The organism is Magnetospirillum gryphiswaldense MSR-1 v2 (assembly GCF_000513295.1).
Classification (GTDB): domain Bacteria; phylum Pseudomonadota; class Alphaproteobacteria; order Rhodospirillales; family Magnetospirillaceae; genus Magnetospirillum; species Magnetospirillum gryphiswaldense.
Genome location: NC_023065.1, coordinates 3,973,122 through 3,992,966, shown reverse-complemented (window position 1 = coordinate 3,992,966; position 19,845 = coordinate 3,973,122). Strand labels below are relative to the sequence as shown.

Genomic DNA, 19,845 nt, shown 5'->3' with positions numbered 1-19,845 from the left:
GCCTATTTCCCCGCTTCCGCCGGATCGACGAACAGGACGTTGACCTCGACCGCATTGGGATCGGGCCGTTCCAGCACGATGCGGAAGCTGGAGGTGCCGCCGGGATCAAGCTGGGTCACCGGCGGTTGTTGCAGCTTTTCCTGCACCGGGCTCTTGGTCTTGTCCAGCAGCACCAGCTTCATGGTCGGTACCGGTCGCTGACGGTCGGAAATATTGGCGATGATGCCGCGCACGATCAGCACTTCGGTGTCGTTATGGACGAAGCGTTCGGGCGCGCCGGCATGGCGCAGTTCCAGCCCGGCCCCGGCCTTTTCCCGCCGCAAGCCGGCCTCGCTCAGGATTTCGTGGGCCATGGGCACATAGCCCACCAGCCGGTCCTGGAACACATAGCCGGCGCCGCCCAAGCCGCCCAACAGCAGCAGGATCAGCAGCAGCCACAACCCGCCGGTGCCTTTTTTACGGCTTTCCTTGTTGGCGAACATCTCGGGGATGGGCTGCGGTTCCAGCCCGTCCAAATCCACGTCCATGGGGCGACCGCCGTCGCTGGCGCTGCGGATGTTGAGGGTGGGCACGTCAGGGGCCTCGCCCAGATCCATATCCAGATCGAGGTCGCGACGCGAACTGGCGCCCGCGGATGGCCGCGGCGGCGCCTCGAATTCCAGATCGGGATCGGGATTGCGCACGGGATTGAAGTCGAAGCTGGGCTTGGCCACCGGCTCGGGTTCGGGCGCGAACGAAAAGCTGGGCGGCGGGCTGGGGGCGACATAATCGTCGACCACCGGCGCCTGGAACCATTTATGGCCGCATTTGGCGCATTTCAGCATGCGGCCCTTGGGCTGCAAAGCCTTGTCGGGGACCGAGAAATTGGTGGCGCAAGCGGGACAGCCGATGAGCATGGATTGTGCAAGCCTTCGGAATCGTTACTCGGTTATAGGCATAAGACAGCGCCAACACAAGCGCGCTGGACGAACAAGGATGCCACGTGTCATCCTTCGGCGCGTCTGGAGAGGCAAAATTGCGCAACAATCGCCGTGGCGAAAACATCATCCGCTTTGACAGCGTCGGCCTGCGCTATGGCCTGGGGCCGGAAGTCTTGCGTGACGTCACCTTCGCCTTGCCGTCAGGGTCGTTTCACTTCCTCACCGGATCGTCGGGGGCGGGCAAGTCGTCGCTGATGCGTCTGATGTATCTGGGCTTGCGCCCCACCCGTGGCCGCGTGGTGCTGTTCGACAAGGACATCGCCCTGACCAAGCGCTATGAATTGCCGGCGCTCCGGCGCCGCGTCGGCGTGGTGTTCCAGGATTTCCGCCTGCTCGACCACCTGTCGGCCATGGACAACGTCGCCCTGCCCTTGCGTGTGCGCGGGGTCAAGGAATCGGAAGTGCGCAAGCACGTGCCCGAATTGTTGAACTGGGTCGGCCTGTCGGAACAGATCAATGCCAAGCCGCCGACCTTGTCGGGTGGGCAAAAGCAGCGTGTCGCCATTGCCCGCGCCGTCATCGGTCGCCCTGATCTGCTGCTGGCCGACGAGCCCACCGGCAATGTGGACGATCACATCGCCATGCGGTTGCTGCATCTGTTCGAGGAACTGAATCGCCTGGGCACCACGGTGCTGATCGCTACCCACAACCAGTCGCTGGTCGACCGTTTTTCGCAATATCCGCGTCTGCACATCGAGCGCGGCACGGTGGTGGGGGCTGAATAATGCTGGGCCGCCATTCCGATCTGCCGCTGAAGGGCGACGCCACCAGCCGCTTCCTGCCTTGGCTGGTGGCGCTGATGGTCTATCTGTCGGCGGTGTCGCTGGCCGGCGTCTTCGTCCTCAATGGTCTGGTGCATTCATGGGACCACGACGTATCGGGGACGCTGACCGTGCAGGTGCAGCCGGTCCCGGGTGAAGCCGGCGAGGCCCTGACCGACGAACGGGTGCGTCAGGCGGTCGAACTGATGCGCCGCACCCAAGGCGTGCTGGCCGCCCGCGCGCTCGACAAAAAGCAGATCCTCGCCTTGCTGGAACCCTGGCTGGGCAATACCGACGTGGTCAAGGATCTGCCGTTGCCGCGTCTGATCGACGTCACCATCGACCCCGATGCCAATCTGGAATTGCTGGAACTGGCCGACCGTCTGGCCCGCTCCGTCCCCGGCGCCACCTTGGACGATCACCGGATCTGGCTGTCGCGGCTGATCAACCTGTCGCGCACCACCGAATGGGTGGCCATCGCCATCCTGGTGCTGATCGGCTGCGTCACCTCGGCCACCGTCATCTACGCCACCCGTACCTCCATGGCGGTGCATCGCGGCGTCATCGAGGTGCTGCACCTGATCGGCGCCCATGACGATTATATCGCCCGTCAGTTCGCCGACCGCTCGTTCGCCCTGGGCTTTTCCGGCGGCGTGATCGGGCTGGCCCTGGCGGTTCCGTCCTTGACCGCCATCGGTTGGGCGGCGCGACGCATCGAAGGCGGCTTTCTGCCTTCCTTGTCGCTGCCGGTGACCGGCTGGGTGATGATCGCCATGCTGCCGGTGATCGCCGCCGGTCTGGCCATGCTGACCGCCCGGCTGGCGGTGCATGCCACCTTGGCCCGTATGCCATGAGATCGCGCCACCCGCGCCGCGTCCATCGCCTGGGCGCCGTCCTGGTGGCACTGGCGGCCTTGTGGTCGGGTGGCTTCCTGTGGTTCGTCGATGAAGTGCCGCGCGCCGTCGATGACGAAACCAGCCATACCGACGCCATCGTCGTCCTCACCGGCGGGCGCGAGCGCCTGACCACCGGCCTGGATTTGCTGGAAGCCGGACTGTCGCAGCGCCTGTTCATTTCCGGGGTCTACAAGGGCGTCGATCTGGCCGAAATCATTCAACTAGGGCGCGGCCATGCCGGACTGAAGGACGCGGTGGTGCTGGGCTATGCCGCCGACGACACCGTCGGCAACGCCATCGAGACCGCACTTTGGGCGACCGAGCACAATCTCCGATCCTTGCGCATCGTCACCGGCGCCTATCACATGCCGCGCGCCCTGGCCGAGTTTCGCCACGCCCTGCCCGAAATCACCCTGATCGCCCATCCGGTTTTTCCCGATCAGGTGAAAAGTCGCGAATGGTGGCGCTGGCCCGGCACAGCGGCCTTGCTTGCCACCGAGTATTCGAAGTATTTGGCAGCGATCATCCGCCATTGGTTCCTGCCGAGAAAGGCCGCACCGTGACCGCTTTCCGTTCCGCCGTCTTCTTCGTCCTGTTCCAACTTTGGACCATCACCCTGGGCACCTTGTATCTGCCGCTGCTGGCGGGGCCGAACCGGCTGGTGGGCATGGCGGCCACCTTCTGGGTCCGCGGCACCTTCCTGTTGTTGCGCCTGATCTGCGGCCTGTCCTGGCAGGTGCGCGGCACCGTGCCCCAGGGGCCGGTACTGGTGGCGTCCAAGCATCAATCGACGCTGGAAACTTTCGCCTTTCGCCTGATCCTCGGCGAGCCGGCGGTGATCCTGAAACAGGAATTACTGAAGATCCCGTTCTTCGGCTGGTATCTGGCCAAGACCGGGGTGATCGCCATCGACCGTGCCGCCGGCACCAAGGCGCTGAAGGAAATGGTCAAGGGCGCCGCCAGCGCGGTGGAACAGGGCCGCCCGGTGCTGATCTTCCCCGAAGGCCATCGCCAGCCGGTGGGCGCCCCGCCCGATTACCATACCGGCATCGCCATGATCTATTCCGGCCTCAACATCCCCTGCGTGCCGGCGGCCTTGAACACCGGCCTGTTCTGGGGGCGCGGCAGCTTCGGCAAACGGCCGGGCGTCGCCACCATTCATTTCCTCGACCCCATTGCCCCCGGCATGGACCGCAAGGCCTTCATGGCCGAGTTGCAACGCCAGATCGAAACCGCCAGCGATGCCCTGGCCGCCGAGGCGCGACAGACCTGGCCGTCTTTGGGGTAATATCCGGGGCTATCCCCGGTCCCCGTTTTGACAAACAAGGGGGGTCTGGAGGCGTAAGCCTCCAGCCGCAACCAGGGCGGGAGCCCGCAATGGAAGTTACGCCGCCGCCTTCATCGCCTCGGCGCGCGAGCGCATCTTTTTCCAGGCGAAGCTTTTGGCCGCACTTCCCAGCCAGCCTTGGGGATCAAGGCCGATGACCTTCAAGATCATGTTGACCGCCCGCTCGGTGTGCTTGGGCTGATAGAAGCCATAGGCCCGTGCCGCATAGGCACGGTTGCAGCGCAGCCGGTCGTAGACCATGTCCGCCGGCTCGTTGGCGGCGTGATAGGCGAAAGCCAATTCGTCGTCGTCGGTTTCCTTGATACGACCGATGGCGACCAGGGCGCGGCGGAAGATACCCACCCCTTCGGCATCCATGTACCGCTTCATGTAATCGTAGAACCACTTGTAGTGGCGGAACTCGTCGCCGGCGATGCGATGACAGATGGCCTTCAACACCGGTTCGTCGGTGGCGTCGCGCAGGGCGCTGTAAAACGACGAGGTGCCGGTCTCGACGATGCAGCGGGCCAGCAATTCACCGGTCTGCGAACCGCGAACCGAGGAATCCAGCTCGATCGGGACCTTGTAGCCATCGGTGAAGCGCTTGAAGCGCTGGGCGAAGTTGAAATCCGGATCGGCCAATTCAGCGTAACGGCCCAGCACGTCGCCATGCTGGACCTCTTCCTTGCGCCATTGCACCGCCAATTGCTTGAAAGCGGGATCATTGGTGAAGATGCGGCCCAGATATTCGGTGTAATCGCCGGCATTGCGCTCGACCATGGAAGCGGCCTTGACCACCATCAGAATATCGGGGGACAGCTTGCTGCCGTCAAAATCAGCCCACGGGATGTCCTCTGGGGTCCAATGCGTCATCTTGTCGATCCACTGCTGACTGTGCTCGGCGGACATTGTGTTACAACCGCGTTGCGTTTCAAGGTCAAAACGAAAAAAGGCCGGCGCAATGGCCGGCCTTTTTCCAATAATATCTCCATCCTTAATGGATGGCCGCCTGAAGGGCGGTAGCAATCAGCATCCGCTGATCGGCCGCAGCCTTTTCGGCGTCGGTCTTGGCGTCGGCGATGGCTTCGCGCGCGTCTTGCAAGCGGGCAGAAGCCATGTCGGCGGTGATGTCGGCCACCGGAATGGCTTCCTCCGCCAGCACGGTCACGCGTTCTTCGTTCACCTCGGCGAAGCCGCCGGCAACGAAGATGCGATTGCCGATCTTGCCATCGTTATGGACGTTGATCACGCCCGGACGGACGGTGGTGATCATGGGGGCGTGCAGCGCCAGGGCACCGAAATCACCTTCGGAGCCGGGAACCACAACCATGTCGACGGATTCGCTGATCAACAGCTTAGCCGGCGACACCAGTTCGAACTTGATCTTCTCGGCCATGCGCCGTGTTCCTTACGCTTGAACCCGAGGATCGGGCGGCAGTCCCGCAAGCGGGCGGGACTGCCTGATCCCGTTACTTACGCAGCGTCGGCGGCCAGCTTCTTGGCCTTCTCGATCACTTCCTCGATACCGCCAACCATGTAGAAGGCGGCTTCCGGCAGATGATCGTATTCACCGGCGCAGATGGCCTTGAACGACTTGACGGTCTCTTCGATGGCCACCAGCTTGCCGGGCGAACCGGTGAACACTTCGGCCACGTGGAACGGCTGCGACAGGAAGCGCTGGATCTTACGCGCGCGGGTCACAACCAGCTTGTCTTCTTCCGACAGTTCGTCCATGCCCAAGATGGCAATGATGTCCTGCAGCGACTTGTAGGTCTGCAAGATACGCTGCACTTCACGGGCAACACCGTAATGCTCTTCACCGACGATGCGGGGATCGAGCGCGCGCGAGGTCGAGTCCAGCGGATCGACGGCCGGGAAAATGGCCATTTCAGCGATGGAACGCGACAACACGGTGGTGGCATCCAAGTGGGCGAACGACGCGGCCGGGGCCGGATCGGTCAGATCGTCGGCCGGCACGTAAATGGCCTGCACCGAGGTGATCGAACCCTTCTTGGTCGAGGTGATGCGTTCCTGCAGGGCGCCCATATCGGTGGCCAGGGTGGGCTGATAACCCACGGCCGACGGGATGCGGCCCAACAGCGCGGACACTTCGGAACCGGCCTGGGTGAAGCGGAAGATGTTGTCGACGAAGAACAGAACGTCCTGGCCTTCTTCATCGCGGAAGTATTCAGCGACGGTCAGACCCGACAGGGCGACGCGAGCGCGGGCGCCCGGCGGTTCGTTCATCTGACCATAGACCAGGGCCACCTTCGAGCCCGGGCCATCGATCTTGATGACGCCCGATTCCATCATTTCGTGATAGAGATCGTTACCTTCACGGGTACGCTCGCCGACACCGGCGAACACCGACACACCACCGTGCGCCTTGGCGACGTTGTTGATCAGTTCCATGATGGTCACGGTCTTGCCGACGCCGGCGCCGCCGAACAGGCCGATCTTGCCGCCCTTCAGGTAGGGCGCCAGCAGGTCGATGACCTTGATGCCGGTGACCAGGATTTCCGCATCGGTCGACTGATCGATGAAGGCCGGGGCCTCGGCATGGATCGGACGGGTCTGGGTGTTGCCGACCGGACCGCGCTCGTCGATGGGATCGCCGATGACGTTCAGGATACGGCCCAGGGTCTCGGGGCCGACCGGCATCTGGATGGCCGAACCGGTATCGGTCACTTCCTGACCGCGGACCATGCCGTCGGTCGAGTCCATGGCGATGGCGCGGACGGTGTTTTCGCCCAGATGCTGGGCCACTTCCAGAACCAGCAGGTTACCATTGTTGGTGGTGTGAAGCGCGTTCAGGATGGCCGGCAGCTGGCCCTCGAAGCGCACGTCCACGACGGCGCCCAAAACCTGGGTGATCGTGCCGACGTTAGTGTTAGCCATTGTGAGCTCCTACTTTTCCTTACAGCGCTTCGGCGCCGGAGATGATTTCGATGAGTTCCTTGGTGATCTGAGCCTGACGCGACCGGTTGTACTTGATGGTCAGGCCGTTGATCATGTCGCCCGCGTTGCGCGTCGCGTTGTCCATAGCAGTCATACGCGCGCCCTGTTCGGACGCCTGGCTTTCCAAGGTGGAGCGGAAAATCTGGATCGCCAGATTGCGCGGCACCAAGGTGGCCAGGATTTCTTCTTCGCTCGGCTCGAACTCGTAGGTGGCCTTGAGCTCGCCCGACTTATCCTCGCCCGCCGGGACGGCGAACGGGATCAGCTGCTGGCGGGTCACCACTTGCGAGATGGCCGACTGGAACCGGTTGTAGACGACGGTGCAGATGTCGAATTCACCGGCGTTGAACATGGTGATGACCTTCGACGCAACCATGTCGGCTTCGGGGAAGGTGATGCCCTTGCGGCCAAGCCCCTCGAAGCCTTCGATCAGATTGGAACCGAAGTCGCGCTTGATCTGCTCGCGGCCCTTGCGGCCCACGGGCAGGATCTTCACCGTCTTGCCATCGCGGATCAGGTCGGCGGTCAACCGCCGGACGTCACGCACGATGGACGAGTTGAAACCGCCACACAGACCGCGATCGGCGGTCACCATGACGATCAGGTGCACGTCGGACTTGCCGTTGCCGGCCAGCATGGCGGGAGCACCCGCCTGACCAGCCAGCGAACCCGCCAGGGTTCCCAGCATCCGTTCCATGCGTTCGGCGAAGGGTCGGGCCGCTTCCGCCGCGCTTTGGGCGCGACGGAGCTTCGAGGCTGCGACCATCTTCATGGCTGAGGTGATCTTACGCGTCGACTTGACGCTGACGATCCTCAGCCGTAGGTCTTTAAGACTCGGCATCGGGTGCTAAACCCCTTACGCGAAGGTCTTGGCGTAACCGTCCAGGAAAGCCTTCAGCTTGCCTTCGGTGTCGCCGCTGATCTGCTTTTCGGTCGCGATAGCGGTCAAGACTTCCGGCGCCTTGGCCTTGATCTCGGACAGCAGGCCCTTTTCGAAGCGACCGACGTCGCGGACGTCGAGCTTGTCCAGGTAACCCTTCACACCGGCGAAGATGGAAACCACTTCCTCTTCGGTCGACATGGGGGCGAACTGGGGCTGCTTCAGCAGTTCGGTCAGACGGGCACCACGGGCCAGCAACTTCTGGGTCGCGGGGTCGAGGTCCGAGGCGAACTGGGCGAAGGCGGCCATTTCACGATACTGGGCCAGTTCCATCTTGATGGTACCAGCGACCTGCTTCATGGCCTTGATCTGGGCGGCGGAGCCGACGCGCGACACCGACAGACCGACGTTCACGGCAGGGCGGATACCCTTATAGAACAGTTCGGTTTCCAGGAAGATCTGACCGTCGGTGATGGAAATCACGTTGGTCGGAATGTAGGCCGACACGTCGTTGGCCTGGGTTTCGATGACCGGCAAGGCGGTCAGCGAACCAGCACCGGCGGCGTCGCCCATCTTGGCGGCGCGTTCCAGCAGACGCGAGTGGAGATAGAACACGTCGCCCGGATAGGCTTCGCGGCCCGGCGGACGGCGCAGCAGCAGCGACATCTGGCGATAAGCGACGGCCTGCTTGGACAGATCATCATAAATGATCAGGGCATGCATGCCGTTGTCGCGGAAATATTCGCCCATGGTGCAGCCGGTGTAGGGCGCAATGAACTGCAGCGGAGCAGCTTCCGAGGCGGTGGCGGCGACGACGATGGTGTAATCCATCGCACCGTAATCGGTCAGGGTCTTGACGATCTGAGCGACGGTGGAGCGCTTCTGGCCGACGGCCACGTAGATGCAGAACAGCTTGTCTTTTTCGACCGACTGATCGTGCCAACGCTTCTGATTGATGATGGTGTCGACCAGAATGGCGGTCTTGCCGGTCTGACGGTCACCGATCACCAGCTCGCGCTGGCCGCGTCCGATGGGGATCAGGGCGTCGACGGCCTTGATACCGGTGGACATGGGCTCGTGCACCGACTTACGCGGAATGATGCCCGGGGCCTTGACGTCCACACGGGACATGCCCGACGCGTCGATCGGGCCCTTGCCGTCGATGGGGTTGCCCAAGCCATCAACGACACGGCCCAACAGGCCCTTGCCGACGGGGACTTCGACGATGGCGCCGGTCCGCTTGACGGTGTCGCCTTCCTTGATGGCGCGGTCGTCGCCGAAGATCACGATACCGACATTGTCGGTCTCGAGGTTCAGCGCCATACCCTTGATGCCGCCAGGGAATTCAACCATTTCACCGGCCTGGACCTTGTCCAGACCATGCACACGGGCGATACCGTCACCAACCGAGAGCACCTGGCCTACCTCGGCGACTTCCGCCTCGGTACCGAAATTGGCGATCTGTTGCTTGAGGATCGCGGAGATCTCAGCCGCGCGGATTTCCATTATCCAACCCCTTTCATGGCAAGCTTGAGGTGCTGCAGCTTCGTCTTCAGCGAGCTGTCAACCATACGGGAACCAACCTTGACGACCATCCCACCCAACAGGCTGGGATCGACAGCCACGTCGACGGCAACATTGCCCCCGCACGCGGACTTCAAGGAGGAAACCAGAGCGTCGAGTTGGCTTTGACTGAGCTGAGCCGCCGAAGTCACCTGAGCGGAGACCTCGCCCCGCTTCTTGGCCAGCAACCCGAGGAAGGCCCGGATCATGGCAGGAAGCGAGTTCAAGCGGCGATGGCTAGCCACCAACCCGAGAAAATTCTTGGTCAGTCCATGGAACTGGGCGGCGTCGGACAGAGCGGCCACGGCCTTGCCCTGTTCGGCGCGCTTCAGCGCGGGACTATCGAGAAGACGGTTGAGATCCGCGCTGTCGCGAATCATCGCCTTCAGGCTTTTGAGGTCGCCCGCCACCTGATCAAGAACGCTCTGGCCATCGGCCAGATCGAACAGTGCGGTAGCGTAGCGGTCGGCGATCACGCCAGTAGTTTCTGAGGGCACCTGGGCAAGTCCTTCGGGTCAGGTCGAAAACGAATTCGCCGGCAGCCAATAAAGCATTGATTTTAAATATTTTGCGACGCAGCAGACGTTTCCCCCTCCCACGAGCGCGGAGGTTAACTAACACATCGGGTATTGCGTTGCAAGACGACTCAGTAGCCTTGCGGCACAAGGCGTTCAGAAAGTCGCCCCACCCGGTCAGGCGGGGCACACTCCACCCCGGCGCCTACCCTAGAGAAAACCATAGGGGTCGACATCCACCTGAACCCTGATGGCGCTGGGCGCCGGCACCGCCGCCAGCCAAGCCCTGAGCGGCCCGTGCAGGGCCACATCGCGCCGCACCTTGATCAGGAAACGGCGGCGATGACGCCCGCGTAACAAGGCCAGCGGCGCCGGAGCCGGACCGATAACCTGGAATCCCTCTAAACTTGGTGCGGCCCGGGCCAGCTTGCGGGCGAAATCATCCACCGCCCCGGCTTCGGGCCCGGAAACGATCAGGGCGGCCAGTCGGCCATAGGGCGGCATGCCGGCCAGACGCCGCGCCTCGGCCTCGGCCTCGATGAAATCGTCGCGCCCGCCCGAGGTCAGGGCAACCATCACCGGATGGGCAGGTTGGAAGGTCTGCAACAGCACCCGCCCTGGTCGCTCGGCCCGACCGGCGCGCCCGGCCACCTGACAGAGCAACTGGTGGGTGCGTTCGCCGGCGCGCAGATCGCCGCCATCCAGACCAAGATCGGCATCGACAACGCCGACCAGGGTCAACAAGGGGAAGTGATAGCCCTTGGCGACGATCTGGGTGCCGATCAACAGATCGATCTCGTGCTCGGCCACCCGGCGGACGAAATCGGCGGCCTGTTGCGGTCCGGTCACCGTGTCCGACGCCATCACCCCGATACGGGCATTGGGGAAGCGATGCGCCGCTTCCTCGGCGATGCGCTCGACGCCGGGACCGCAGGCGGCGAAACTGTCCTCGGCCTCGCATTGGGGGCACTTGGTCGGTGGACGGACATGGTGGCCGCAATGGTGGCAGACCATGCGCCCGGCCCCCCGATGCTCGACCAGCCAAGCGGTGCAATGGGGGCATTGCAGCCGGTGGCCGCATTTGCGGCACAGCGTCAGGGGGGCATAGCCGCGGCGATTGAGGAACAGCATGGCCTGCTCCCCCGCCGCCAGCGTGTCCTCCACCGCCTTGACCAGCAGGGGCGACAGCCAGAAGCCACGCGGCGGCGGGTCGCGGCGCAGATCGATCAGGTCCATCGTCGGCAAGGCCGCTCCGGCATGGCGGTCGGGCAGGTGCAGGCGGGTATAGCGGCCCGAGGCGATATTGGCCACGGTCTCCATGGACGGCGTGGCCGAGGCCAGCACCACAGGACAACCGCCCAATTGCCCACGCACCACCGCCATGTCGCGGGCATGATAGGCGACGCCGTCATCCTGTTTGAAGCCGGCATCGTGTTCTTCATCGACGATCAGCAGTCCCAGCTCCTTATAAGGAAGGAACAAGGCCGAGCGGGCGCCGACCACCACCTTGGCCGTGCCTGCCGCCACCGCCCGCCAGGTATCGCGGCGCTTGGCATCGGACAATTCGGAATGCCATTGCGCCGGCTCGACGCCGAAACGGCGGCGGAAGCGCTCCAGCCACTGCGCCGACAGGGCGATTTCCGGCAGCAGCACCAGGGATTGCCGCCCGGCGGCCAGGCCGGCGGCGATGGCCTCGAAATAAACCTCGGTCTTGCCCGAGCCGGTGACGCCGTCAATGACGGAAACGGAAAAGCCGCCCGCCACCGCCTGACGCAGATGATCCGCCGCCGCCTGCTGACCCGGCGACAGGCTGGGACCGGGATGATCGGGATCGGGGCTGGCGAAGGGCGGTGGCGGCGCCATGGGCACCGGCTCCAGGGCGCCGGCCTCCAGCAATCCCTTGACCACGGCGGGGCCGACCCCGGCCTCGCGCGCCAGATCGGCGGGCAACAAGGGCGGCAAATCGCCCGCCACCCGCAACACCCGCCGCCGCGCCTCGGTCAACTTGATCTCGGGCAGCACCACTGCCGCCCGGCAGGCGACCAGATCGCGCACCGGTTCCAGCGCCTGGGGCACGCTCATGGCCATGCGCAGCACCGCGCCCGGCGGCGCGATGGTATAGCCGGCCACCCAATCGATGAATTTACGGCTGATCGCCGGCAAGGGCGGGCAGGACAGCCGCCGGATCACCGGCTTCAGCTTGGCTTCGGCGACACCGCCGGTGGCCTCGCCCCACACCACGCCAATCACTTCGCGCCGGCCCAAAGGCACGGCGACGAAATCCCCCGCCTGCAGGCTTTCCACCCCGGTCAGATAATCGTACAGTCCGGCCAAGGGCAGGGGCAGCAGCACCGCCACGCGCGAATGCGGAGAAAATTGACGGCTGGGGTTGGCGGCGACGGAAACCATGGTCTAAACTTAGCGGCCAAGAGCCAAGAAGCAATCACCCTGTTGCCAAACTAAGGAAACGTGATGGTGCGCAAGCGCGATGATGCCCTGTTGAGCGAGCCGGCGCTGACCGACAAGCAGGTCGCGGCCTATCTGCGCCAGCACCCCGACTTCCTGCTGCGGCACACCGAGTTGGTCACCACGCTGTCGCCGCCATCGCGCTGGCCCGGCTCGGACGGCATCGTCGACATGCAGGCCTTCATGATCGAACGCCTGAAAGAGGAAATCGACCGGGTCAAGGGCGCGGCCGAGACCCTGATCCACACCAGCCGTTCCAACATGAGCACCCAGAACCGCACGCACGAGGCGGTGCTGGCCCTGCTGTCGGCCTCCGACATGGCCGGGCTGGCTCAGGTGGTCGCCGACGATCTGGCCCCGGTACTTGATGTGGACGTCGCCGCCCTGGCCTTTGAGGATTGGCTGCTGCCGCTGCCGGCCCTGACCGCACCGGGTATCCTGCGCCTGCCCGCCGGCAGCGTCGACCGCATCATGGGCGGCCCCGATCACGATTGCGCGCTTAACGAACAGATGCCCGGCGACCCGGCGGTGTTCGGCGACGGCGCCGGACTGGTGTCGTCCTCGGCCCAGGTCCGCCTGAAACCGGGCGGCCAGTGCCCGCCCGGCCTGCTGGCCCTGGGCTCGCGCCATGGCCGCACCTTCCATTCCGGCCAGGGCACCGAGCTGATCACCTTCCTCGCCCGCGTCGTCGATACCAGCGTACGCCGCTTCGTCGGTTGAGGTTGAGGCCGGGCACCGACATTGCTATCATTTTTGATAGCACTCTAGGAGAGCCGGTCATGGGATCCGTGGTCATCCGCAATCTGGACGATGCCATCATCAACCAGTTCCGCACCAAGGCCGAGTTGAACAACCGGTCGCTGGAAGCCGAACTGCGCGAGGCCCTGGCCGCCCAGGCGCCGCTGACGCCGGCGCAGAAGCTGGCCCTGGTGGAAAAGGTGGCGGCCATGTCGCCGCCTCGGGCCGAGGACAGCACCCACCTGATCCGCCAGGATCGCGACAGCCGATGAGCTTGGTGATCGACACCAGCATCGCCGTCAAATGGCTGTTCGAGGAAGAAGGCAGCGGCCAGGCCCGCGCCCTACTCTCGGGGGGCGAAACCCTGGTCGCCCCCGACCTGCTGGCGGTGGAATTCGCCAATGCCGCCTGGAAACTGGCCCGCACCGGCAAGGCCAGCCCCAGCCACGCCGAGATCGCCGTGGCCACCCTGCCGACCATGATCGCCCATTTCCATTCATCGGTGCCCCTGGCCGCCGCTGCCCTGGATTTGGCCCGCCGGCTGGACCATCCGGTCTACGACTGCCTTTACCTGGCCCTGGCGCAATCCCTGGGGGCCCGGCTGGTCACCGCCGACCGCAAGCTGGCGGCGCGGCTGGAGGGCAGCGACCTGGCCCCCTTGGTCGAGGTCCTGGCCTGATGCCCCCCGCCCCCATCCATTTCGCCGCCCGCCCCGATCTGGCCGCCGCCATCGGCCAATGGCGCGACTGGCTGGCCGGGGAAAAGCGATCGAGCCCGCATACCCTGGACGGCTATGCCCGCGACGTCTCCGCCTTCACCACCTTTCTGCTGGGACATCTGGGGGGCGAGGCCGATCTGGCGGCGCTGGGGCAATTGCAACCCGCCGATTTCCGGGCCTTTCTCGCCGCCCGGCAGGCCGATGGCCTGGGGCGGTCGTCGGTGGCCCGACTGATGAGTTCCCTGCGCGGCTTCTTCAAATATCTCGACCGCCACGATCTGGTGCACAACCCGGCCATCAACGCGGTGAAATCGCCGCGTCCGCCCAAATCGCTGCCCAAGCCCCTGGCCGCCGAAGATGCCATCGAGGCGCTGTCGACCGCCGGCGAACTGCACGACGAGCCGTGGCTGGCGGCGCGCGACGTTGCCTTGTTCACCCTGCTCTACGGTTGCGGCCTGCGTCTGGGCGAGGCACTTGCCTTGCAAAAGCGCGACATCCCAGCCGGTGATGCCATGACCATCACCGGCAAGGGCCGCAAACAACGGCTGGTGCCGGTGCTGCCCATCGTCCGTCAGGCTATCGGCGAATACGTCACCTTATGTCCGCACCCGCTCGCCGCCGACGGGCCGCTGTTCGTCGGCGCCCGCGGCGGGCTCTTGAACCCAGGGGTGGTGCAGCGGCAGATGCGCCGCCTGCGCGCCCTGATGGGCCTACCCGACACGGCGACGCCGCATGCGCTCCGGCATTCCTTCGCCACCCATCTGTTGGCCGGCGGCGGCGATTTGCGCACCATCCAGGAATTGCTGGGCCATGCGTCGCTGTCCACCACCCAACGCTATACCCAGGTGGACGAGGCGCGCCTGACCCGCGCCTATCGCGACGCCCATCCCCGTGCCAAGGGCTGAACCATGGAAAGACGCATCTTCGAACTGGCCGACGAGGCCGCCACCCGCCGCCTGGGCAAAATGTTGGCCGCCCTGGCCCGCCCCGGCGACGTCATCATGCTGCACGGCACCTTGGGCATGGGCAAAAGCACGCTGGCGCGATCCTTCATCCAGACCCTGACCAGCACCGACGAGGAAGTGCCCAGCCCCACCTTCACCCTGGTGCAGATGTATGAAGGCGCAAACGGCGATATCTGGCATTTCGACCTCTATCGCCTGGACAAGCCGGAGGATGCCTTTGAACTGGGCATCGAGGACGCCTTCGCCGACGGCATCAGCCTGATCGAATGGCCCGACCGTCTGGGTCGGCTGGCGCCGCGCCGGCGGCTGGAAATCCACTTGCATCTGGGCCAGCACGATACCGCCCGCCGGGCGGAATTGATCTCGCACGACCAATGGAACGACCGCTTGGGAGACCTCGACCTATGACCGACCGCTCGCGGGCGCTTGACCATTTCCTGCATCAGGCCGGCTGGGGCGCGGCGGAGCGCGCAGTGTTGGCCGGCGACGCCAGCTTCCGCCGCTATGACCGCCTGCATCTGAACGGACAGCCCGCCGTGCTGATGGACGCGCCACCGCCGCAAGAAGACGTGCGCCCGTTCATCCGCATCGCCCGCCAATTAGCGCATTTGGGCTATTCCGCCCCCCGCATCCTGGCCGAGGACGTGGAACACGGTTTCCTGCTGCTGGAGGATCTGGGCGACAGCACCTATACCCGCCAGTTGAAGGCGGGCGCTCCTGAGGAGCATCTGTACGCCCTGGCCATGGATGTGCTGGCCGACCTGCATGGCCGCGCCGATGCGGTCCCCGCCGGCACCCCCGCTTACGATGACGAGCGATTGCTGACCGAGGCCTGCCTGCTGACCGACTGGTACATGCCCGCCGTGCTCGGTCGCGACACCACCCCCGCCCTGCGCGACGAATACCGTCGTCTGTGGCTGGAGGTTCTGCCCGTCGCCCGCGCCATCCCCGACACCTTGGTGTTGCGCGATTTTCACGTCGACAATCTGATGCTGCTGGACCGCCCCGGTCTGGCCGCCTGCGGCTTGCTGGACTTTCAGGACGCGGTCAGCGGCCCGCTGACCTATGATCCCATGAGCCTGCTGGAGGACGCACGCCGCGATATCGACCCCGATCTGATCGCGCGGATGAAGGCGCGTTATCTCGCCCGCCTGCCCGCTCTGGACCCTGACAGCTTCGCCGCGTCGTGGGCGGTGCTGGCGGCGCAGCGCCACGCCAAGGTCATCGGCATCTTCACCCGTCTGTGCAAGCGCGACGGCAAGCCCGGCTATCTGGTCCATATCCCGCGGGTGTGGCGCTTGCTGGAACAAGCCTGCGCCCACCCGGCCCTGGCGGCGGTGAAGGACTGGCTCGATACCCATATCCCAGCGGAACAACGCACGGTGCCATCGCCATGAGTTGCCGCCCCACCCACGCCATGGTTCTGGCCGCCGGTCTGGGCCTGCGCATGCGCCCGATCACCGCGACCCTGCCCAAGCCGCTGGTGCCGGTGGCCGGTCGCACCATGCTGGACCGGGCGCTTGATCACCTGGACCGGGCGGGTGTGGCCCACAAGGTGGTCAACACCCACTGGCTGCCGGAAAAGATCGCCGCCCATCTGGCCGGTCGCACCGACATCACCCTGTCGCCCGAGCCCGAGTTGCTGGAAACCGGCGGCGGCGTCACCCAGGCCTTGCCGCTGTTGGGAACCGGACCGTTCTATGTGGTCAATTCCGACATCATCTGGACCGATGGCGGTGCCGACAGCGCGCTGTCCCGGCTGGCGCAGATGTGGGACGACAGCCGCATGGACGCGCTGCTGCTGCTGCAACGCACCGCCACCGCCTTGGGCTATGACGGTGCCGGCGACTTCTTTCTGTCGCCCGACGGCATCCCCCGTCGGCGCGGCAATGCCCCGGTGGCGCCTTTGTTGTTTTCCGGCGTGCAAATCCTGTCGCCGCGCTTGTTCGCCGAGGCGCCGGCTGGCAAATTCTCGTTGAACGTGCTGTACGACCGCGCCCTGGAAGAGGGCCGGCTGTTCGGTCTGGTCCATGACGGCCGCTGGTACCATGTGGGCACACCCGAGGCGCTGCCCCTGGTCGAGCAGGCCCTCGACGCCGAGGAACCCATCCAGCCATGAGCGACGCGGCAGCCGGTTCGGTCTTCACCATCGCCCCCGGCCTGCCCTTCGTCGATGTGCTGGCCGGCCACCTGCTGCGTCAGGCCGGCGGCGACCCGCTGCGTCTGGCCGAATGCGTGGTGCTGCTGCCCAACCGCCGCGCCTGCCGGGCCTTGCGCGACGCCTTCCTGCGCCTGTCGGGCGGCCAACCCTTGCTGCTGCCGCGCCTGAAACCCATCGAGCCCGACCAGGACGATATTTCCGACCTCGACCTGCTGACCCCCGGCGGCCTGGACATCCCGGCGGCGGTGCCGCCCATCGAGCGCCACCTGATCCTGACCCGGCTGGTGTTGCAGATGGGAGCGGGACGCGGCGGCCTGCCGCCCAGCCCCGATCAGGCGGCACGGCTGGCGCGCGAATTGGGCGAGCTGCTGGACAGCGTCCATATCGAGGAAGTGCCCTTCGACCGCCTCGACACCCTGGCCCCCGACGAATACGCCGCCCATTGGCAGATCACCATCGACTTTCTGAAGATCGTCACCACCCACTGGCCGGCGCTGCTGGGTGGGCGCATCGATCACCAGCAATGGGTCAACCGGGTGCTCGACGCCCAAGGGGCGTTGTGGCGCGCCGATCCGCCCGATCATCCGGTGGTGGCGGCGGGGTCCACCGGGTCGCGCCCGGCCAGCGCCCGCTTGCTCGCCACCATCGCCGGCCTGCCCCACGGCCAGGTGGTGCTGCCCGGCCTGGATTTGCACATGGATGCGCAATCGTGGGAGGCCTTGGACGACAGCCACCCGCAATTCGCCCATAAGCATTTGCTGGAACGCCTGGGGCTGACCCGCCGTCAGGTCTTGCCGCTGACGCCCCAGCCCGACCCGCGCGCCGCCCGTTCTGCCCTGCTGGCCGAGGCGCTGCGCCCCGCCGCCACCTGCGAGGCGTGGCGGCATCTGCGCGACTTCCCCAACGCCCTGGACGGTGTCGCCCTGATCGATGCCCCAGGCCCGCGCGAGGAAGCCGGGGCCATCGCCCTGGCCCTGCGTCAGGCGCTGGAGACCGACACCCAGACCGCCGCCCTGGTCACCCCCGACCGCGACCTCGCCCGCCGCGTCGCCGCCGAGTTGGAACGCTGGGACATCGCCATCGACGATTCCGCCGGCAGGCCGTTGATGCTGACCGAGCCCGGCGCCTTCCTGCGCCTGCTGGCCGAGGCGGTGGCCGACGGCTTCCCTCCCCATGCCACCTTGGCCTTGTGCAAGCATCCCTTGGCCGCCGCCGGGCTGGACCCCATCCGTTTCCGCGCCCTGACCCGGCGGCTGGAAACCAAGGAAATCCTGCGCGGTCCCCGCCCCGCCCCCGGCCTGGGCGGCCTGCGCGCCGCCTGCGCTGGTGATGCCCGGCTGATCGGCTGGCTGGATGCGCTGGAAAGCGCCCTGGCTCCGTTCATCACCCTGATGGCCGCCGAATCCGCGCCCTTGGCCGATCTGCTGCGCGCCCATATGGAAGCCGCCGAGGCCCTGGCCGCCGACCATGCCAATCCCGGCCCGGCCCGGCTGTGGCGGGGCGAGGCGGGGGAGGCCCTGGCCCGCTTCGCCGGCGATCTGGCCGAGGCGCTGGCCACCATCGGCGCCATGTTCACCCCGCTACCGCCACGCTTCTACCCGGCCTTGTTCGACGAATTGCTGTCGGGCCGGGTGGTCCGCCCCCATTGGGGCCGCCATCCCCGCCTGTTCATCTGGGGACCGATGGAAGCGCGGCTGCAACATGCCGATGTGATGATCCTGGCCGGCCTCAACGAAGGGACTTGGCCGGGCAAGGCCGAGGCCGATCCGTGGATGAGCCGGCCCATGCGCAAGGCCTTCGGCCTGCCGGCGCCCGAGCGGCGGATCGGCCAATCGGCCCATGACTTCGCCCAGGCTTTCGCCGCGCCGCGCGTGTTGCTGTCGCGTTCGTCGCGGTCCGAGGGCGCCCCCACCGTGCCGTCACGCTGGTTGATGCGACTGGATGCGGTGATGGGGGCACGCGGCTTGGCCTTTGCCCATCCGCAATGGGAATGGCTGGCTTGGCACGCCTTGCTCGACCGCGCAGAAACCCGCGCCCGCATCGAACGCCCGGCGCCCAGGCCGCCCATCGAGGCGAGGCCGCGCACCGTCTCGGTCACCGAGGTGGAGACCTGGATGCGCGACCCCTATGGCCTTTACGCCAAGAAGGTGCTGAAGCTGAAGGCACTGCCGGAGATCGACGCCGATCCCGGCGCCGCCGATTACGGGTCGTTGGTGCATGAAGCGGTCGAGCAATTCCTGCTCGCTTATCCCGGCGCCTTGCCCGATGACGCCGAGGCCAAGCTGTTGGCGGTGGGGGAAGCCGTGTTCGCCCAGGCGTTGGAGCGGCCCGGCGTATGGGCGTTCTGGTGGCCGCGCTTTCGCGCCGTCGCCCGCTGGCTGGCGACGCATGAAAAAAAGCGCCGCTCCGAATTGGCGGCCATTCACACCGAGATCAAGGGCTCGCTCGAGATGGAAGGCCCCGCCGGTCCCTTCCTGCTGCACGCCCGCGCCGACCGGGTGGATGTGCTGAAGGACGGCAGCTTGGCCCTGATCGATTACAAGACCGGCCAGCCGCCCAGCCCCAAGGAAGTGGCCGCCGGCTATGCGCCGCAATTACCGCTGGAAGCGGCCATCGCCCACTTCGGCGGCTTCGACGGCATTGCTCCGGCTGCGGTGTCACAGATGCTGTACTGGCGGCTGAAGGGCGGGGCTGAAGGCGGCGAGGAGAAATCAGCCGGCGCCGATCCCAAGCAACTGACTGACGACGCGCTGGAAGGCCTCTACGGCCTGATCGCCGCTTTCGACGATGCCAACACCCCCTATGAGGCCCGCCCCCATCCCGACCGTGCGCCGAAATATTCCGACTACCTGCATCTGGCCCGCGTCAAGGAATGGGCGGTGGCCGGGGAAGAGGAAGGGGAGTGAAATGACACGGA

Annotated in this window: 20 protein-coding genes; 12 read left to right on the top strand and 8 right to left on the bottom strand. The window is 65.8% G+C overall.

Going from position 1 to position 19,845, the window contains the following annotated elements:
• Positions 1-2: 2 nt before the first annotated feature.
• Positions 3-896 carry a DUF3426 domain-containing protein gene (locus tag MGMSRV2_RS19110; protein WP_024082030.1) on the bottom strand — a complete coding sequence of 298 codons (894 nt, stop codon included), beginning with the start codon at positions 894-896 and terminating at the stop codon, positions 3-5.
• Positions 897-1,015: 119 nt separating this feature from the next.
• On the opposite strand from MGMSRV2_RS19110, the gene ftsE reads away from it, so the two are divergent.
• Genes ftsE through MGMSRV2_RS19090 form a run of 4 tightly spaced genes read left to right on the top strand, consistent with a single transcriptional unit; the run spans position 1,016 to position 3,925 of the window.
• On the top strand, positions 1,016-1,705 hold the full coding sequence (gene ftsE / locus MGMSRV2_RS19105) for a cell division ATP-binding protein FtsE (RefSeq protein WP_024082029.1): 690 nt from the start codon (positions 1,016-1,018) through the stop codon (positions 1,703-1,705).
• The gene (locus tag MGMSRV2_RS19100) at positions 1,705-2,595 is read left to right on the top strand and encodes a cell division protein FtsX (RefSeq protein WP_024082028.1); all 891 of its coding nucleotides are present in this window, start codon (positions 1,705-1,707) and stop codon (positions 2,593-2,595) included. The genes ftsE and MGMSRV2_RS19100 overlap by 1 nt, the downstream gene beginning before the upstream one ends.
• The gene (locus MGMSRV2_RS19095; RefSeq protein ID WP_024082027.1) at positions 2,592-3,200 is read left to right on the top strand and encodes a YdcF family protein; all 609 of its coding nucleotides are present in this window, start codon (positions 2,592-2,594) and stop codon (positions 3,198-3,200) included. The genes MGMSRV2_RS19100 and MGMSRV2_RS19095 overlap by 4 nt, the downstream gene beginning before the upstream one ends.
• A complete protein-coding gene (locus MGMSRV2_RS19090) occupies positions 3,197-3,925 on the top strand; it encodes a lysophospholipid acyltransferase family protein (RefSeq protein ID WP_024082026.1) in 729 nt (242 codons plus the stop codon). The genes MGMSRV2_RS19095 and MGMSRV2_RS19090 overlap by 4 nt, the downstream gene beginning before the upstream one ends.
• A 96-nt stretch (positions 3,926-4,021) precedes the next feature.
• Here the strand turns inward: MGMSRV2_RS19090 and MGMSRV2_RS19085 are convergent, their stop codons facing one another.
• The 7 genes from MGMSRV2_RS19085 to MGMSRV2_RS19055 form a co-directional block, all read right to left on the bottom strand.
• On the bottom strand, positions 4,022-4,837 hold the full coding sequence (locus tag MGMSRV2_RS19085) for a ferritin-like domain-containing protein (protein ID WP_041634859.1): 816 nt from the start codon (positions 4,835-4,837) through the stop codon (positions 4,022-4,024).
• A 121-nt stretch (positions 4,838-4,958) separates the two neighbouring features.
• The gene (locus MGMSRV2_RS19080; protein ID WP_024082024.1) at positions 4,959-5,360 is read right to left on the bottom strand and encodes a F0F1 ATP synthase subunit epsilon; all 402 of its coding nucleotides are present in this window, start codon (positions 5,358-5,360) and stop codon (positions 4,959-4,961) included.
• Positions 5,361-5,437: 77 nt separating this feature from the next.
• Complete coding sequence (gene atpD / locus MGMSRV2_RS19075) at positions 5,438-6,862, bottom strand: F0F1 ATP synthase subunit beta (RefSeq protein ID WP_024082023.1); 1,425 nt, start codon at positions 6,860-6,862, stop codon at positions 5,438-5,440.
• A gap of 19 nt (positions 6,863-6,881) precedes the next feature.
• Positions 6,882-7,763 carry a F0F1 ATP synthase subunit gamma gene (locus MGMSRV2_RS19070; protein WP_024082022.1) on the bottom strand — a complete coding sequence of 294 codons (882 nt, stop codon included), beginning with the start codon at positions 7,761-7,763 and terminating at the stop codon, positions 6,882-6,884.
• 15 nt (positions 7,764-7,778) lie between these two features.
• Positions 7,779-9,308 carry a F0F1 ATP synthase subunit alpha gene (gene atpA, locus MGMSRV2_RS19065; protein ID WP_024082021.1) on the bottom strand — a complete coding sequence of 510 codons (1,530 nt, stop codon included), beginning with the start codon at positions 9,306-9,308 and terminating at the stop codon, positions 7,779-7,781.
• On the bottom strand, positions 9,308-9,862 hold the full coding sequence (locus tag MGMSRV2_RS19060) for a F0F1 ATP synthase subunit delta (protein WP_024082020.1): 555 nt from the start codon (positions 9,860-9,862) through the stop codon (positions 9,308-9,310). The genes atpA and MGMSRV2_RS19060 overlap by 1 nt, the downstream gene beginning before the upstream one ends.
• A gap of 228 nt (positions 9,863-10,090) precedes the next feature.
• Positions 10,091-12,289, bottom strand: coding sequence for a primosomal protein N' (locus tag MGMSRV2_RS19055; RefSeq protein ID WP_024082018.1), 2,199 nt, complete (start codon positions 12,287-12,289; stop codon positions 10,091-10,093).
• 63 nt (positions 12,290-12,352) lie between these two features.
• Here MGMSRV2_RS19055 and MGMSRV2_RS19050 point away from each other — a divergent pair, with 63 nt between their 5' ends.
• The 8 genes from MGMSRV2_RS19050 to addB are packed head-to-tail and all read left to right on the top strand — an operon-like array spanning position 12,353 to position 19,834.
• Positions 12,353-13,066, top strand: coding sequence for a DUF484 family protein (locus MGMSRV2_RS19050; RefSeq protein WP_024082017.1), 714 nt, complete (start codon positions 12,353-12,355; stop codon positions 13,064-13,066).
• A gap of 59 nt (positions 13,067-13,125) precedes the next feature.
• Positions 13,126-13,356 (top strand): FitA-like ribbon-helix-helix domain-containing protein, encoded by a 231-nt coding sequence (locus tag MGMSRV2_RS19045; protein WP_024082016.1) that lies wholly within the window; start codon positions 13,126-13,128, stop codon positions 13,354-13,356.
• On the top strand, positions 13,353-13,763 hold the full coding sequence (locus tag MGMSRV2_RS19040; RefSeq protein WP_024082015.1) for a type II toxin-antitoxin system VapC family toxin: 411 nt from the start codon (positions 13,353-13,355) through the stop codon (positions 13,761-13,763). The genes MGMSRV2_RS19045 and MGMSRV2_RS19040 overlap by 4 nt, the downstream gene beginning before the upstream one ends.
• The gene (locus MGMSRV2_RS19035) at positions 13,763-14,707 is read left to right on the top strand and encodes a tyrosine recombinase XerC (RefSeq protein WP_024082014.1); all 945 of its coding nucleotides are present in this window, start codon (positions 13,763-13,765) and stop codon (positions 14,705-14,707) included. The genes MGMSRV2_RS19040 and MGMSRV2_RS19035 overlap by 1 nt, the downstream gene beginning before the upstream one ends.
• A 3-nt stretch (positions 14,708-14,710) precedes the next feature.
• Positions 14,711-15,175, top strand: coding sequence for a tRNA (adenosine(37)-N6)-threonylcarbamoyltransferase complex ATPase subunit type 1 TsaE (gene tsaE / locus MGMSRV2_RS19030; RefSeq protein ID WP_024082013.1), 465 nt, complete (start codon positions 14,711-14,713; stop codon positions 15,173-15,175).
• Positions 15,172-16,164 (top strand): aminoglycoside phosphotransferase family protein, encoded by a 993-nt coding sequence (locus tag MGMSRV2_RS19025; RefSeq protein WP_024082012.1) that lies wholly within the window; start codon positions 15,172-15,174, stop codon positions 16,162-16,164. The genes tsaE and MGMSRV2_RS19025 overlap by 4 nt, the downstream gene beginning before the upstream one ends.
• Positions 16,161-16,886, top strand: a complete 726-nt coding sequence (locus MGMSRV2_RS21255; RefSeq protein WP_024082011.1) for a nucleotidyltransferase family protein — start codon at positions 16,161-16,163, stop codon at positions 16,884-16,886. The genes MGMSRV2_RS19025 and MGMSRV2_RS21255 overlap by 4 nt, the downstream gene beginning before the upstream one ends.
• Positions 16,883-19,834, top strand: a complete 2,952-nt coding sequence (gene addB / locus MGMSRV2_RS19020; RefSeq protein ID WP_024082010.1) for a double-strand break repair protein AddB — start codon at positions 16,883-16,885, stop codon at positions 19,832-19,834. Before MGMSRV2_RS21255 ends, addB begins: the two co-directional genes overlap by 4 nt.
• Positions 19,835-19,845: the final 11 nt, after the last annotated feature.

What these genes read in the sequence shown, in the direction of transcription:
- MGMSRV2_RS19050 (WP_024082017.1), top strand. Translation starts at nt 12,353, where the DNA reads ATGGTGCGCAAGCGCGATGATGCCCTGTTGAGCGAGCCGGCGCTGACC.
- MGMSRV2_RS19110 (WP_024082030.1), bottom strand. Translation starts at nt 896, where the DNA reads ATGCTCATCGGCTGTCCCGCTTGCGCCACCAATTTCTCGGTCCCCGAC.
- MGMSRV2_RS19070 (WP_024082022.1), bottom strand. Translation starts at nt 7,763, where the DNA reads ATGCCGAGTCTTAAAGACCTACGGCTGAGGATCGTCAGCGTCAAGTCG.
- MGMSRV2_RS21255 (WP_024082011.1), top strand. Translation starts at nt 16,161, where the DNA reads ATGAGTTGCCGCCCCACCCACGCCATGGTTCTGGCCGCCGGTCTGGGC.
- MGMSRV2_RS19045 (WP_024082016.1), top strand. Translation starts at nt 13,126, where the DNA reads ATGGGATCCGTGGTCATCCGCAATCTGGACGATGCCATCATCAACCAG.
- addB (WP_024082010.1), top strand. Translation starts at nt 16,883, where the DNA reads ATGAGCGACGCGGCAGCCGGTTCGGTCTTCACCATCGCCCCCGGCCTG.
- MGMSRV2_RS19100 (WP_024082028.1), top strand. Translation starts at nt 1,705, where the DNA reads ATGCTGGGCCGCCATTCCGATCTGCCGCTGAAGGGCGACGCCACCAGC.
- MGMSRV2_RS19095 (WP_024082027.1), top strand. Translation starts at nt 2,592, where the DNA reads ATGAGATCGCGCCACCCGCGCCGCGTCCATCGCCTGGGCGCCGTCCTG.
- MGMSRV2_RS19055 (WP_024082018.1), bottom strand. Translation starts at nt 12,289, where the DNA reads ATGGTTTCCGTCGCCGCCAACCCCAGCCGTCAATTTTCTCCGCATTCG.
- MGMSRV2_RS19085 (WP_041634859.1), bottom strand. Translation starts at nt 4,837, where the DNA reads ATGACGCATTGGACCCCAGAGGACATCCCGTGGGCTGATTTTGACGGC.
- atpA (WP_024082021.1), bottom strand. Translation starts at nt 9,308, where the DNA reads ATGGAAATCCGCGCGGCTGAGATCTCCGCGATCCTCAAGCAACAGATC.
- MGMSRV2_RS19025 (WP_024082012.1), top strand. Translation starts at nt 15,172, where the DNA reads ATGACCGACCGCTCGCGGGCGCTTGACCATTTCCTGCATCAGGCCGGC.
- atpD (WP_024082023.1), bottom strand. Translation starts at nt 6,862, where the DNA reads ATGGCTAACACTAACGTCGGCACGATCACCCAGGTTTTGGGCGCCGTC.
- tsaE (WP_024082013.1), top strand. Translation starts at nt 14,711, where the DNA reads ATGGAAAGACGCATCTTCGAACTGGCCGACGAGGCCGCCACCCGCCGC.
- MGMSRV2_RS19035 (WP_024082014.1), top strand. Translation starts at nt 13,763, where the DNA reads ATGCCCCCCGCCCCCATCCATTTCGCCGCCCGCCCCGATCTGGCCGCC.
- MGMSRV2_RS19080 (WP_024082024.1), bottom strand. Translation starts at nt 5,360, where the DNA reads ATGGCCGAGAAGATCAAGTTCGAACTGGTGTCGCCGGCTAAGCTGTTG.
- MGMSRV2_RS19040 (WP_024082015.1), top strand. Translation starts at nt 13,353, where the DNA reads ATGAGCTTGGTGATCGACACCAGCATCGCCGTCAAATGGCTGTTCGAG.